This is a genomic window from Anaerotignum lactatifermentans (assembly GCF_016902535.1).
Lineage (GTDB): Bacteria > Bacillota > Clostridia > Lachnospirales > Anaerotignaceae > Anaerotignum > Anaerotignum lactatifermentans_A.
The window spans coordinates 1-14636 of the sequence record NZ_JACSNY010000027.1; the positions used below are offsets into that span (position 1 = coordinate 1).

Consider the following 14636-nt stretch of genomic DNA (forward strand, 5'->3'; position numbering starts at 1 on the left):
CCCCTGTACCCACGCCCCCGCCTGCCGCCCCTGGCTGGACCTGCGCCTGCGGACAAAGCGGCATCACCAGCAGCTTCTGCCCTAACTGCGGCAGCAAAAAGCCGGAGCCCAAGCCGGCAGCAGAAAGCTGGCAGTGTACCTGCGGTGCAGCCGTCACCGGAAAATTCTGCCCGGAGTGCGGCAAGCCCCGGCCCGCAGCGGACGGCTGGACCTGTTCCTGCGGTGCGGTGAACAAAGGGAAATTCTGCGCGGAGTGCGGGGCAAAAAAGCCCGCCGGCGTGCCCCAGTACAAATGCGACAAATGTGGCTGGGAGCCGGATGATCCCGCCCATCCGCCCAAGTTCTGCCCGGAGTGCGGCGATCCCTTTGACGATGGAGATGTGCAGGGATGACCCGGGGAAGAAAAACCGCCGTATTTTCTGTTGTAGGTCTGTTCCTGCTTCTGGCGGCTGTGGGATATTGTTTCAGAGGTCATCAGGGAGGTGATGCACCCATACAGAAGAAATCTGCCGTGCCGCCCGGTACCTTGACCGGCGTCACATACAGCCACACCAGCGGCATGGTTGCCAGAGCGGATTTTGCCATCACGCTTTCGCCGGAGGCCATTCTGGAAACAAGCTATTATCCGGCCCTTGATCCGGATACGGCGGAGGACGAGGAGTGGTATCATCCGTCCACCAAAGAGAATGTCCCCATCACCGCGGCTCAGTGGTCGGATGTGGAGCAGATCATTCTGGAGCTCTACCCGCTGATGGAGCCCATCCCGGAAAACCGGCGTGAGGTGAAGCTGCCACCGGGGATCGAAGTCATGGATGGCGGGGACTCCACCAGCCTGATCCTGACCTGGAGCACAGAAGACGGAACACGGAGCATCCGTTATAATCCGCCAAACGACCGCCGTATCCATACGCTGATCGCTCTGCTGGAGGAGCTGGCCGACCCCATTGGACGGGAGATCCCTCGCTATGCCCCGCCGGAGCTGAGCGGCTTCTATATGGGTCAGTCCGGGGCTCTCTTTTCCAAGGACTATTCCTTCCAATTCGATCGGGGCCCGTCTGTTGTGTACGGAGAGGACGCTCCCTATATCCTCCGGGCCAGATTTACCCCGTCCGGTCGGAAGCAGGAGATCTGGAGTGACTGGGTCGTGTCAGATGAGGAGTGGGATGCCTTCACCGCGTTTGCGGAGGAGATCCGTCTGGAAGAACAGCCGGACGGCAGCTCGGAAAAGCCGGCCTGCACCATCTATTACTCTGACGGCGAACAGCAGCAGAAGAAATTGGATCAGGAAACAGCGAAGCAGCTCCGGGCGTATTTTACAGAGCTGGCCCTGTGCCTGCTGGATGAACAGCCATAGTACGCAAATCGATCCATAAAAACAGAACATAGGAGTTACTACAAATGAAAGGTCAGAAGATTTTGAAAGTCACATCCATTCTCATGATCATCGGCGGCATCATCGCCGCCATTGCCGGCGTCATCGCCATTCTCGGCGTCAGTGCCCTGGCAGTCCTGTCGGGGAGCGCGGAGGGTACCGGCCTGCTCTATGCCAGTTCCATTCTTGTAACGGTTGCCTCTGTAATCCAGTTTATCGCGGGCATCAAGGGCATCGGGGCCTGCAGTGCACCCCAAAAGGCTGCTTCCTGTATCAAGTGGGGCATTGTCATCGCGATTTTGAGTATCATCTCCATGATCATTGGCATTATTGGTGGAGGCAGCTTCAGTTTTACCAGTCTGGTTCTGAATTTGCTTGTACCGGGGTTGTATATCTATGGCGCGATGCAGGTAAGCAATCATATATAAAATCAGATTCAGAAAGGAGCGTGGGCTATGGGGCTCTTTGGAAAGTTATTTGATAAAAAAGAATGCTCTATTTGCGGTGATGAAATTGGATTACTTGGCAACCGTAAGTTGGAGGATGGTAATTTGTGCAAAAGCTGTGCAGCGAAGCTCTCTCCATGGTTCAATGAACGCCGTCAGAGTACGGTAGAGGAGATTCGGGAGCAGTTGTCCTATCGGGAGGCAAATCAGGAGAAGGTTTCTGCCTTTCGTGTTACTCGGACTCTGGGTGAGCATGCCAAGGTTCTGTTGGATGAGGATGCAGGATTGTTTATGGTTACCGCCGCAAAAAATCTGGAAGAAGCCAATCCCGATGTGCTGTCATTCTCAGATGTAACTGGATGTCAGTTGGATATCGATGAAAGCAAAACGGAAATCGAATATAGAGATGAAGAAGGAGAACGGCAGAGTTTTAACCCGAAACGATATGCATACTCCTATGATTTTTACATTGTTATCAATGTCAATCATCCTTACTTTAACGAGATTCGTTTTAAGCTGAACAGTAGTTCTGTGGATAATGATGCTGAAACGCTGTTGGATGGACCGGATGGTATGCGTTCGCAGCGTGGAAATCTCCCTCCTAAATTTGGGGGTATGAGAGGCAGCTCTTATACCTCCAATGCCGAGGAAGTACGTGCCAGTGTGGAATATCAGCAATATGAGGCAATGGGATTGGAGATCAAGGAAGCATTGCTTCAGGTGCGTCAGCAGGTAAGGGAAGAAGCGGCTGCAGCTGCAGCACCTAAGGCGGCAGTGACTTGTCCATACTGTGGAGCAACAACTATTCCGGATGTCAGCGGATGCTGTGAATTCTGCGGCGGCGCTGTGAATGGATAAAAGAACGGTGATTATTAAAAATGCAGGGAAGCAGAGACACATTAAAACAAAGAAAGGGGTTTTACTATGAAAAAATATGAAATCTTAGGAGGAAATTTACCAGTTGTTGTATGTGAATTGGCTGCAGGGGAATCCATGATTACAGAAAGCGGAAGTATGAGCTGGATGAGTCCCAATATGAAAATGGAAACGACTTCCGGCGGCGGTATGAAGAAGATGCTGGGCAGATTGGCATCCGGTGATTCTGTATTCCAGAACAGATATACCGCAGAAGGCGGAGATGGGACTATTGCATTTGCATCAAGCTTTCCCGGTGCCATTAAAGAGCTGCAAATCAACGACGGTCATTCCATGATCGTACAGAAAAGTGCATTTCTTGCTTCTGAAGAAGGTGTAGAATTGTCCATGCATTTCCAGAAAAAACTGGGGAAAGCACTCTTTGGCGGTGAAGGTTTCGTTATGCAGAAATTGAGCGGGAATGGCATGGCTTTTATCGAAATCGATGGACATGCAGTGGAATATGATCTGGCTCCCGGACAGGAAATCTTGATCAGTACAGGTTATTTGGCTGCAATGGAAGAAACCTGTACGATGGATGTTGTTACAGTGAAAGGCGCGAAGAATATGCTGCTCGGTGGTGAAGGTATTTTCAATACCGTTGTCAGAGGCCCTGGTAAAGTAATCCTGCAGACAATGCCGATCACGAAGGTGGCTGAATTGCTGATTCCATTTTTTGGTGATAAAAAATAAAGTTTCAAATCAGAAATTAAAAATCGGGAAATGGTAAATGGAGAGAGGTGTGTGTCTATGAAGAAAAAGAAAGGGTTAACGTGTTTGCTTTTAGCGGCGGTAATGATTTTCTGCCTTCCTGCATGTAGTAAAGATGGCGAGGAAACATCTGCCGAAGTGAAAGATGGAACAACAGTTAATGCTAACTTGTGGGATCTGGTTTATGATGATAAGGACGGCTGGACCTATACGGAGGATGATTTTTACAATGACGAAACAACTTCAAAGATTACCATGAAGATTCCTAAAGAAGAAGGAGAGGGGAGCCTCGTAACTGCACTGATCCGTGTTGCTGTCGAAGAGCCATATTCCTTCCGGGATTATCTCACTAGCTATGGCTTTGATGAATACGAATACGCAGTCAATGAGTCTTATGATATGACGGATATCGGTGGTGTTAGTTGCCTCAAGTCTGAAGGAAACTACTGGGGTTCTTCATGTTTACGGTATCTTAGCCGTGTAGAGGGCGCTGGCGCAACGGTTCTGATTGAAATTACAGGAGAATATCAGGACGAGCGTGTTGATGATCTGTTGTCTGGTTTGACGATCAAGTTAAAGGACACTGGAAATGTGGACGGTCCTTGGGCGTGGGAAGGTGAGCCTTTTACTACTGACGAGCACAGCGCTATGATTGGAACATACACGGTAAACAGCCAGTGGATTCCAATTACAGACTGCATTACAACAAAGGAAACATTTGAGCATGCAGTGGCTGTTGTCGGGAATCAGGCATTCCTTTTGGTGGACGGTGCGCTGAAACGCTTCGATTATGATGGTGCATCTTTGAAATTCGCTGAAGATATTGCGCTGGACGATGAATTTGAAGATATTTCTGCCGATACATCTGGAACAATCTGGCTTTCGGATTTTGCGATGCCTTTGATCAGCTGGAAAGATGGCGCTCTGACAGCATCTTATGAAGGTCCGGATTACGTTGCTATGCATCCATCAGGAACTTGGGGCATCAGTTGGTTCTCCGGTCCGGAGTGTGAAAAAATCACCATCTCTGATGGAGCAATCAAAACAGAACCATTTGTTTTCAAAGAAGTTGATACAGTGAGATATCTGATGGTTGACGAAAATCATATTTATGTTTGTGGATCTGCCGTAGGTGACAGTGCGCATAAAGTATTTGTTTATGATACAGCAGGCACTCTGCAAGCAACCCTGGCGGATTCTGACGGAAGCAGCTTAGGAAGCATCACTTTTGTTACAGAAACAGCAAACGGTTATCTTGGTCTGGATGGAAATATGCGTGAGGTAGTGCTTTGGACAAAAGATGGTACCTATATTGGCGCAGCGGATGACAGTGATTTGTTTGGCACAAGTTATCCATGGTTCTGTGGTGGAACGAAGCTGGCAGATGGCAGTATTCTTGCTCTTATGACAGAAACCAGAGCGGATAAATCCGCAATGGAACTGGTTGCTTTCAAGCTTAGCGGTTTCTAAATGTAATGATAATATACATCTAAATGCTTCTTAGCGCAGAGAGGAGGGGGAAGAATGAAACAAGGAAGAAAATTACTGAGTGTACTGGTAGCGGTTTTTATGGTATTCAGCTTTGCTGCCTGTGAAAAGGATCAGCCAGCAAGTGAGAGTGAGAAGTCAGAACCTGTGGAATTTGTGCTGGGAGACTATACGCTGGTCTACAAAGGCGCATGTATCATGGAAGATTACGATGGGAACGACGCTCTTGTTCTGACATTGGACTATACAAATAACAGCGGATCCGGTGATTCTTATCTCTGGTCAATCTCCGAAAATGTAATGCAGAACGATGCATCACTGGAATTCGCTACAATCTATCTGAGTGATGACTCTTTCGAAACAGTCAGTGACAGTCAGTTCACTGAGGTTCAGAATGGTGAAACCATCGAAATCATGACTTCTTTTATACTGGCTGATACAACCAGCATGGTCGAAGTAAGTTTTGAGGAATCCTTTGGTGACGCCAAAAGCGACACCATTACCATTGATCCTTCCAAACTCAGCCGCGAAACACCAAAAGCTCCCGCAACCAAAACAACAGAAAAAGCAGCAACTGCCGATAGTGGCGATGCACTGCTTGACTTTTGGAATGGTGACTGGTACGGCTGGTGGGTAATGACTGGCTGCTATGGATATTACGAGGGCATGGGCAGTATGTCCTGGGATATTTGCGGCACTATTGATATTGGTGATGATTATACCGGTACTGTTGTACTTTGGGACGAAGACTACACAAGAAACGATCCTATGGTGGAAGCGTCAGTTACTCTGAGTGAATTCGGAACAGGCGAATATGGTACCCTGATGTCTGAAAGCGGCGATTTTACAGATATTGCTCTGGAACATGCAGACTGGATCGTTGATCCAGGTCTGGTGGATTTTCCTCCTGGCATGATCATCATTGACGGTTACTATGAAAACGGCGATGACGAATACTACTATGAAATCCATCTTCTTCCTTGGGGAAGTTCCTGGGATGATCTTGGTGAGGATTTCCTCCCCTATTATTATTATGACTGGTATTTGCCTTTGATTGAGGCAGGTAAGGCTATGCCCGACAGCATCAATGTAGGCGCGTAAACTTGATGCCGGATGTTAAAGTATTAGTTCATAATTGGGATGACACTGATTTATTTACTGAACAGCATATCTCACAGAAAAACGTGCAATTAGCTCCCGCCCCGTTTTGGGGCGGGAGTAGTATGGCTTAATCTGGTTATAAATAGATAAGCCGATATGAAAATGAAGTAGGATTTATGAGGTAATTTAAAAAATAAAAAAGTACATTAGAATGTATCAGAAAAAATTTAAAATGTGAAGATACAACCTATCACAAGGAATGATTCGGAGGCGAAGAACGACAGCCGATGTTTTGGACTGGGATATGGATAGTCGCACCATCGGCTTGGAAATGAGGGATTTAGATGAGTACACAGATAACAAATTATCAATGCCCAAGCTGTACCGGACCACTCCATTATGTGGGTGCTTCTGGAAAGTTGGAATGTGATTTCTGTGGTTCCAGCTATGATGTGGCAGAGATTGAGGCTCTTTATGCTAAAAAAGAAGAAAAAGCAGCAGAGGCTCAGCAGGCTTCAGAAAAAGAGGAAAAAGAAAACCAGATAGATGATGCATCTTCTGACGGCAATACATGGGACATATCTGATTTACAGGAATGGGGTGCAGAAGACGAGGAGATGCAGGCATACAGCTGTCCAAGCTGCGGAGCAGAACTGATCTGTGACAAGAGTACAGCGGCAACGTCCTGTCCTTATTGCGGCAATCCTACGGTAATACCGGGACAGTTTTCTGGAAGTCTGAAGCCTGATTATATCATTCCGTTTAAAGTCAGCAAAGAAGACGCAGTGAAAGCATTGAAAGAACATTATAAAGGCAAATTCCTTTTGCCAAAGGATTTTACTGCGGAAAACCATATACAGGAGATTCGTGGAATCTATGTCCCTTTCTGGATGTTTGATGGCAAGGCAGAAGGAGACGCTTATTATAAGGCAACCCGCTCTCATAGTTATACTTCCGGGGATTATGAAGTTACACAGACAAAGCATTATGATGTTTACAGAGCTGGATTTGTTACATTTGAGAGAGTGCCGGTAGATGCTTCCAGTAAGATGCCGGACGATCACATGGATTCCATTGAGCCATATCATTATGAGGAGTTAAAGAGTTTTTCCACAGCCTATCTTCCTGGTTTCCTTGCGGACAAGTTTGATGTGTCTGTGGAAGAGAGTATCACGCGTGCAGATCAGCGCTGTGAGGGAACATTATCATCTGCATTGCGCAAGACTGTGAAAAATTATGATACCTGTATCGTCAATCATGAAAGCATCCATCTTCAGAGAGGCAAGGTACATTATGCCATGATGCCAGTCTGGATGCTGAATACCAAATGGAAGGGAAAAGATTTCCTTTTTGCTATGAATGGTCAGACCGGAAAGATGGTGGGAGACTTGCCAATCAGTTGGGGCAAATTCTGGGGCTTATTTGCCGCCATTGCGGTTCCTCTGTCTGTGCTGGGCTCCATACTGCTTTTAGTGCTGTAGAAAGGAGGAAAGATTTGTTATGAAAAAAATTTTTTCTGCTTTTACCCTTGCCGTTATGCTGGCATTGTTCCTTTGTTTTCCGGTATCGGCAATACAACCACGAGGTGTGATTTATGACGAAACAAATTCTCTAGGTTCTCCAACGCTGACCTATCAAGGAGAAGATATGCTCCCGCAGCTTTCGGTATCTTTGGGGATTGACATACGAGTAGATGTATTGTCGGAAACCAGTGATGACGATATTTGTGAAACTGCCGCATGGCTTTACTCAAAATATGGTTATGGCTATGGACAAAACATGGAAGGTATAACGCTGACCATCCAGATGAATAAGCTGGATGATCACATTTATGCTAAGCCTGCTGAAAATGGGTGGTGCGTTTATGCCAATCTGCGTGAGGACCGGGGAAGCAGTCAGGAATTGGTTGACGTGCTCTATGCTGCGGTAGAACCTTATATGGCAGATGAGGCGTGGAACGGCGAAGATATGACCATGAGTGCCACAGCATTGACACAGGCTGTGGATGCCATGGCAGAAGCGGCAACGGATTATATCCTTACAAACTGCCCGCCGGAATATGCTGCTGAAAATATTGATACGGCAGAGGAGAATACGGCGGATCAAAACAGTGTGGAAATGAAGTATGTGTTCGATGTCAGCGACTTGCTTTCTTTTGAACAATGGGAAGAACTTGAGAGCAGAGCTGAAACCATTTCCAAGCGTCAGAATTGTGGTATCTATTTTGCTCTGGTTGATGATTTTACAGACTATGGGTACGGTGACATCTATGAAGTGACATATACGATTTATCATGATAATGAACTGGGTATGGGAGAAAACCGAGATGGGATAATCGTGATGCTCAGTATGGAAGAACGGGACTATGCCATGTTTGTTTACGGCGAATACGCAGAGTATGCGTTTAATGAATATGGACAGTTGATGCTGGAAGAAGCTTTTCTGGATGATTTTGGAAATAATGACTGGTATAGCGGTATTTCTCACTATCTGGACACCTGTGACGAATTCCTGACAAAGGCAGAAGAAGGCAAACCGGTACGTGAATCTCCTTTGCCGTCTATTGCCATTGCCACAGGAGCGTCTTGTCTGATTGCGGCAATCGTCTGTTCGGTGTTCAAATATCGAATGAGAACGGTTCATCAACAAACAGAAGCCAATGCGTACATCACCGAAGGCGGATTACAGCTGACAGACCAGTACGATCAGTATACCCATACAACGGAAACACGAACCAAAATAGAAAAGGAAAGTTCTAGTGGAACCAGCAGTGAAAGCGGTGGCGGTGGCAGTGGTCGAAGCGGAAATTTCTAAAAGGAGGTCAAGCTATGAAAAAGAGTATCTTAAACCGATTGTTCTCTGTGTTGTTGTGTATGATACTGACGTTTGGTTTGACTGCCTGTAGTGAGAAAAATGTGCAATCTGACGGAGCTGAAAAGAACGTCATGGCGGCAGAAAAGGAAGAACCAAAAGGATTTTCGGCAGAAGCTATAGAATCCATTGAATGGCTGCGTCAGGATATGGCACTGGAAGAAAACATAGCCGGTGCCGTGGCTTATCTCGGTTACCGGGCGCAGGAGGACAAGGCACCTCTGACCGACTGGATGAAGCTCTATAACATGAATCTGATTGAAATGATGCCATTTCTGCTGGAGATCCCTGAGGAGAATATCCTCGGTCCGGGCTACGGCGATGTATACTGCATCGTCCCCCGGGATGAGATAACCTCTCTTGCGGTGAATTATGTCACATGGAAAACAACCGGCACAGAATCCCATGCGGAAGCGAGTGAGATACTTTACCGGAGTGAATACGCAGAGCCTGTACTGGTATTTGTGAATTCTCAGGGCAATGCGGCACAGCCAGATATAGAGATCAATCTGGTAGCAAACAATGGTGCAGAAGCCACATGGTATCCGCAGGTTGATGAATACCACGACCCGATTCTGCCTATGAATGAAAACAGAGAGCTTTTGCTGATGGATTTCTGGTACTATGGAGTCGTAACCGGTCTGGAATTTCCGGAAAACCTGAATGAATACAGCTGGTGGTCAGTTCCCACAGAAGATGAAATTGCATTCTGCAACTGGGTCAACAATGATTGGTCTATATTCATGTATCAGGACAACGCAGATCCTCCTTATGCCGGTACCGTGGAACTTTACGACATCAGCGATATGAACTATGATCTGGTTTATACCGGTTTCTGGTGTATGGAAGGCGATTGCCTCCGTCTGGAAATCTCAGATTACAATGGTTATGTCGTAAGTGGCAGTTTCCCCGTACTGATCCAGCCCGAAGGCTATTCTCTGTATGTGGAGCAGGATCGGGAAACTGGGATTTGTCCGCCATTTTTTGAAGAAGGCATGACTTCTACCGACCTGTGGCAAGCCTATGGCTGATTAAAAACTGGAGATATATGCAGGCGTGAAAGGAGAGATTGTATGGGTATTTTTGATAAACTGAAACAAACGGCAATGGATACCGCAGTAACAGCTGCCACATCCATTGGAAATAAAACGGAAACCTTTACCTTCAAAGCGCTCCCTGAAAGTCTTTCCGAATTACAGGCGCTTCCGGAGGCGTCTTTGAATACGCCGTTTCAGACGGCGGCACTGACGGTTCTGGCATTGTGTGCCTATGCCGCTGACCGGAATATCGGTTTGGAAATGCTGAACTGGCTGCGGGGACCACGCCCTTTGAACGGACAGGAGATTTCTTTTTTGAATGACCGTTTCCGGGATGGAAAAACCTATCTGCCATTTACTTATTTTTCAGGCTCTACACCTGAAAATAATTATACGCCCAACGAGCCTTATACCATTCATATCGAAAGCAATCATGTTTCCGGTGAAGAACAGGGATATATGAAGCTGTTTATCCCTTGTGGTGGTGCAGACGCGCCTCGACCCATCAAACTTCGTCAGCGTGGCAGTGACGGAAAGTGGTTCCTTTGGGAGCAGTATCTGTTAACTGGTGTTCGTACTCCAAAGGCTGTGGACCCTTGGGCATAAGAAATTCTCAATCCAAAAGGAGGGAGAAGCATGAAAAAGAAGATGTATCTGCAAATGATATCTACTGTCGTCTGCGCAGCAATGTTCTCGGGGTTGACCGGATGTCAGGAAAAAGCTTCGGGAGCAACAGAAGCCACAGTAGTAGATCAGACTTTGGTCAATGATGTCGTTTCCTGTACGACAAACAGTCCATCTTTGAATACGGCTGACGCAAATGGTCTTTCCTATCTGCGTGAATATATGAGTTATTTCACAGATGGGGTAATCGGCGTTTGCTATCTGGGACATCGGGAGAAAGGTGATACCAAACCTCTGGCAGACTGGATACAGACCAGTGCCCCGCAACTTGTAAAAAAACTGCCGTTTATTCTGGAAATTGCAGCAGATAAGGAGCGTGTACTTGGGGACGGCTATGGAGATTTGTTCTGTTTCGTTCCGAAAGATACATTCAGTACATTAAGCGTGAATCGTACTGAATGGATTTCAGACGAATACGGTGTTTATCCTTATGACGGGGAAGAACTTTATTACAGTGAGTATGCCGAACCGGTGTTGGTGTTTGCCAATTATGAGCAATATTGGGACGAATCTAATGTCAAGATCAGTGCGCTTTCCGGCAGCGGCGGCTATATGCAGTGGTGCCCTTATCGGGATCTGGATAACAACGGTGTTCTGGGTATTCCGTTCTATTATAAAGAGGACAGTTATGCCGGCATATATGAAGCCAAGCTTCTGATAGACTTTACGCATTTTGGAACAGATACGCAAATGAAGGATCCTTTCCATTGGAATGCATGGGATTATATCAAAAATCTGGATCCCTATGATGTAATGGATGATGGTTGGGGCGTGCCTTATGATACTGCTTTGATGAATACGAAATGGCAGTGTGGCGATAACTGGTATATTTCCTTTGGAGAAGGCAACTGTGATCCTGCCTATGCAGGTCGCGTAGAGATATATAAAAAAGCGGAACAGGAGCAGAATTATCAGGTGATGTATTCCGGACTCTGGCGGATGGAAAATGAATATTTGCGGATGGAAACTACATCAACATCGGGGAAAAACACAAATAATGGCAGTTATCTGATTCTGGTTTCACCATCAGGAGAGCAAATGGATATGTATATGGACTATCGTACAGGCAGTATTCCACCGTTTTTCATCGAGGGGACGGGTTTTATGACTTTGACATATCGTTATAAATAAGTTCCAAGGATAATTTTGCTGTTGGTTTCAACCTAACTGATACAAGTAAACCTGCGCTTTTGCAGAGGAGGGGAATTATGAAATCAATTCTGTTTATTTCAGCCAACAGGATACTTGGTCAGGGATTATCGGCGGCAATACTGTCAAAGCCGGAGATTGGTTTCCAATGGACGGCGCAGCTCAATTATTCACAGGCTGTAGTTGGGGCTGATATTTTTCATGCTGATATGATGATATTGGATGTTGTAGATCAGACAGATATGGCATATGCAATTGAAATTTGTCAATCACTGCGGCAAGATAATCGAGATATAAAAATTTTGCTTCTGGTCCGTCCCGAGCAGGCTGCTGTTCGCAGTAAGTCTGTGGATGCCCAAAATGCCGGCTTGATAGATAGTTTTGTTTTTTATGATAGTTCTCTGACCTATTTGCTTGCGAAGTTGGAGGCATTATAATTTTTGTTGGTTAAAAGCAAGTTGTAAGAGAAAGAAATCACTTTTTGGTATTTTGCCGAGAAATACCGACATGATGTCAATGCAACAAAGAAATGAAAAAAACAATGGAAGTAAAAATAGAAAATAAACATAAGCTTAGTATATCAGAGAGGAACGTTCAGAAAAGATTTTCTTATGAATAAAGTTTTTTTGAGGGTTCCTTTTTGATAAAGACGGAGAAGAAACAAAGAAAAAAGGATGGAATCGGGTTTCTTTTCTGTTCTGTTACCCTGATCTTTTCGGAGAAAGCATAAATCAGATTTCAGAGTTAAGGAGGGAAGAAAAATGAAAAAACAATTTATGCAGGTTATGACCTGTACAGTTTTGTTTGCGGCAATGATTTGTTCCAGTGCATTTGCGGCAGAACCAAGGGTAAGAGTTACTTTGCATGGATATGATGCCGGATATACGGTGGATTATCCTGATGTTTCCAAAGAAGTCAGCGTGCCGATTTTGCTGTTTGTCAATGGCGATATTGTATCTGATGCCAATGCGGTGATCCAAAACGGAACCACACTGGTTCCTTTGCGGGTTGTCAGCAACAGATTAGGTGCTGAAGTAAGCTGGGATTCGGCAACCAGAACTGTATATATTACAAAAGGATATACGGATATTGAGATGACCATTGGCAACAGGAACATCTGGGTGAATGGTGTACAGCAACAGATTACCAACGCGCCGCAGATCATCGAATCTTCTACTTATGTTCCGCTGCGGGCGATTGCCACCGCTTTTGGAGCGGATATCGGTTTTTTTAATGAAATTTATGACGGTCCAAGCGCAACAAGAGTCGTTTATGTGCAGGATAGAACGGAAGTGGTTCGGGTTTCACCCGAAAAGGCTATTGAAATCGCAACCAATATCTATTTCTATGATTTCCTTTTTAGCAAAAGAGATTACATCCTGGAAAACTATAATGTAGATGTATACTATATCACTCCCGAGAACATCCAGTACAGCGGTTTAGGAAAAGAATATTTTGGTAGATATTTTGCGGATGTGGGCCATTACTATTATATTGAATTATTCACTGGCGGCGTAGACTTTGCTCTGGTTGACAAATATGATGGTACCTGCTATCCGGTAAGCGCTTATTCCATGGTAGAATTTGAAATTTTTGCTCCTGGAGATTATAGCGGCTGGGCATGGTATTATCAGTAAATGAAGGAGCGGAACAAGAAATAACAGAATTTGATTCAATTAGGAAAATCATAAATGTGATAGAGGCCTATTTGAAAAAAGTAGATGGAGGTACAGATAAAAATTCAGATTGCCATAAAGATTTGTAAAAAGCCTTAGTTTGTCAAAAACTGAATTTTATGCAGAATTCAGTTTTTGACAATGAACCATCCGTTGAATGGAGAATGTCATCAACTTAATAACATTCTGTTTTATGCGCTTAATAATGAGTCATTGAAAAGGTATTTGCAACCATTTCAAAGGGGAAGGATTCCTAATTTATGGTTGACCCATATTCAAGAAACCCCTATTATCGTTCCATATCTTCGTATATAAGAGAAGATTATTGGGAAGGTACAAGGTCAACGATCTCATTACCCAATGCCGTTAGTAGTTGGAAAGCTGGATTTTTTACCTAAAGCAAGATTTGTAGATATGTTTTGGATTAGTTATTAGGGTCGATTCAATTCTTAAAGGTATTATTTCTCAAAAATTACAACCGAATCCATCTCAACTTGAGATGAATAGAATAGAAAAACTTAGTAGAAAACTTAATTATTCTATGGATAATTTATTTGGACTTTTGTCTTATGCTATGATAAGAAATCTGGCTAATTCTGTAGCTAATAAGGCTCCGATGCCGGTTATAACACAGTCATCATTAAATAAGAGCATAGGTTACAGGCTAATGAAAGATGCAATACAGCTAAATGAGTTTGGTAAAATTGCGGTTGATTTAATATTAGGTGAATATGACGATTATAACGATAATGATAATATTTTTGCAGTGAAAATACTCAAGCTGCTTGTACTTGATTATTATTATGTTTATGGTTCAAAAGATTATAAAAATCGTCAGAAAGTATGGCAAAAAATGAATTTTGGAGAAAAACAGAAAAAATTGGTATTACAAGGCGATAGATAGGATACAATAAGATTTACAAATTGAGATGTATGAAATGGACATGGTTTACTTATCTCTGAGTGAATAAATTTCCTATACTAAATATTTAACAAGAGAAGGTAAACCATGTTCGAGAAAGTTGTACAATTAATGATACAGTCATCAAGTTGTTTATGACCGATAAAGTAGATGCGTTGGACTATAGTCAATAAAAAAGACACGATTTTTGAATATATTTTCTGGGAACGGCTAGATTCCTTGCCGATCCCAGAATGTTGCTTCCATTTCATCTGGTGTCAGATA

General features: G+C 44.6%; 14 protein-coding genes and 1 pseudogene. All 15 read left to right on the forward strand.

Annotated features, from left to right (window positions below):
- Window positions 1-392 (forward strand): annotated as a pseudogene (locus H9X84_RS12305) (SPFH domain-containing protein); the annotation flags it as partial.
- On the forward strand, window positions 389-1354 hold the full coding sequence (locus H9X84_RS12310; protein ID WP_087990053.1) for a hypothetical protein: 966 nt from the start codon (window positions 389-391) through the stop codon (window positions 1352-1354). The pseudogene H9X84_RS12305 and the gene H9X84_RS12310, both read left to right, overlap by 4 nt.
- 62 nt (window positions 1355-1416) lie before the next feature.
- On the forward strand, window positions 1417-1800 hold the full coding sequence (locus tag H9X84_RS12315) for a hypothetical protein (protein ID WP_205134552.1): 384 nt from the start codon (window positions 1417-1419) through the stop codon (window positions 1798-1800).
- Window positions 1801-1827: 27 nt separating this feature from the next.
- The gene (locus tag H9X84_RS12320; RefSeq protein WP_205134553.1) at window positions 1828-2676 is read left to right on the forward strand and encodes a DUF4428 domain-containing protein; all 849 of its coding nucleotides are present in this window, start codon (window positions 1828-1830) and stop codon (window positions 2674-2676) included.
- A 66-nt stretch (window positions 2677-2742) separates the two neighbouring features.
- Window positions 2743-3426 carry a TIGR00266 family protein gene (locus H9X84_RS12325; protein WP_205134554.1) on the forward strand — a complete coding sequence of 228 codons (684 nt, stop codon included), beginning with the start codon at window positions 2743-2745 and terminating at the stop codon, window positions 3424-3426.
- A gap of 57 nt (window positions 3427-3483) precedes the next feature.
- A complete protein-coding gene (locus tag H9X84_RS12330) occupies window positions 3484-4914 on the forward strand; it encodes a hypothetical protein (RefSeq protein WP_205134555.1) in 1431 nt (476 codons plus the stop codon).
- Between the two features lie 54 nt (window positions 4915-4968).
- Window positions 4969-6033: a DUF5067 domain-containing protein gene (locus H9X84_RS12335; protein ID WP_205134556.1), complete on the forward strand. Its 1065-nt coding sequence runs from the start codon at window positions 4969-4971 to the stop codon at window positions 6031-6033.
- Between the two features lie 344 nt (window positions 6034-6377).
- A complete protein-coding gene (locus H9X84_RS12340) occupies window positions 6378-7514 on the forward strand; it encodes a Trm112 family protein (protein ID WP_205134557.1) in 1137 nt (378 codons plus the stop codon).
- Window positions 7515-7533: 19 nt separating this feature from the next.
- On the forward strand, window positions 7534-8847 hold the full coding sequence (locus H9X84_RS12345; RefSeq protein WP_205134558.1) for a TPM domain-containing protein: 1314 nt from the start codon (window positions 7534-7536) through the stop codon (window positions 8845-8847).
- A gap of 14 nt (window positions 8848-8861) precedes the next feature.
- Window positions 8862-9935: a hypothetical protein gene (locus H9X84_RS12350; RefSeq protein WP_205134559.1), complete on the forward strand. Its 1074-nt coding sequence runs from the start codon at window positions 8862-8864 to the stop codon at window positions 9933-9935.
- 42 nt (window positions 9936-9977) lie between these two features.
- Window positions 9978-10547 (forward strand): DUF6935 domain-containing protein, encoded by a 570-nt coding sequence (locus H9X84_RS12355; RefSeq protein WP_087990062.1) that lies wholly within the window; start codon window positions 9978-9980, stop codon window positions 10545-10547.
- A 30-nt stretch (window positions 10548-10577) separates the two neighbouring features.
- Window positions 10578-11756: a hypothetical protein gene (locus H9X84_RS12360; protein ID WP_205134560.1), complete on the forward strand. Its 1179-nt coding sequence runs from the start codon at window positions 10578-10580 to the stop codon at window positions 11754-11756.
- 77 nt (window positions 11757-11833) lie between these two features.
- Window positions 11834-12211: a hypothetical protein gene (locus tag H9X84_RS12365; protein ID WP_205134561.1), complete on the forward strand. Its 378-nt coding sequence runs from the start codon at window positions 11834-11836 to the stop codon at window positions 12209-12211.
- Between the two features lie 324 nt (window positions 12212-12535).
- The gene (locus tag H9X84_RS12370) at window positions 12536-13411 is read left to right on the forward strand and encodes a copper amine oxidase N-terminal domain-containing protein (RefSeq protein ID WP_205134562.1); all 876 of its coding nucleotides are present in this window, start codon (window positions 12536-12538) and stop codon (window positions 13409-13411) included.
- Window positions 13412-13991: 580 nt separating this feature from the next.
- The gene (locus tag H9X84_RS12375) at window positions 13992-14354 is read left to right on the forward strand and encodes a hypothetical protein (RefSeq protein ID WP_205134563.1); all 363 of its coding nucleotides are present in this window, start codon (window positions 13992-13994) and stop codon (window positions 14352-14354) included.
- Window positions 14355-14636 lie beyond the last annotated feature (282 nt).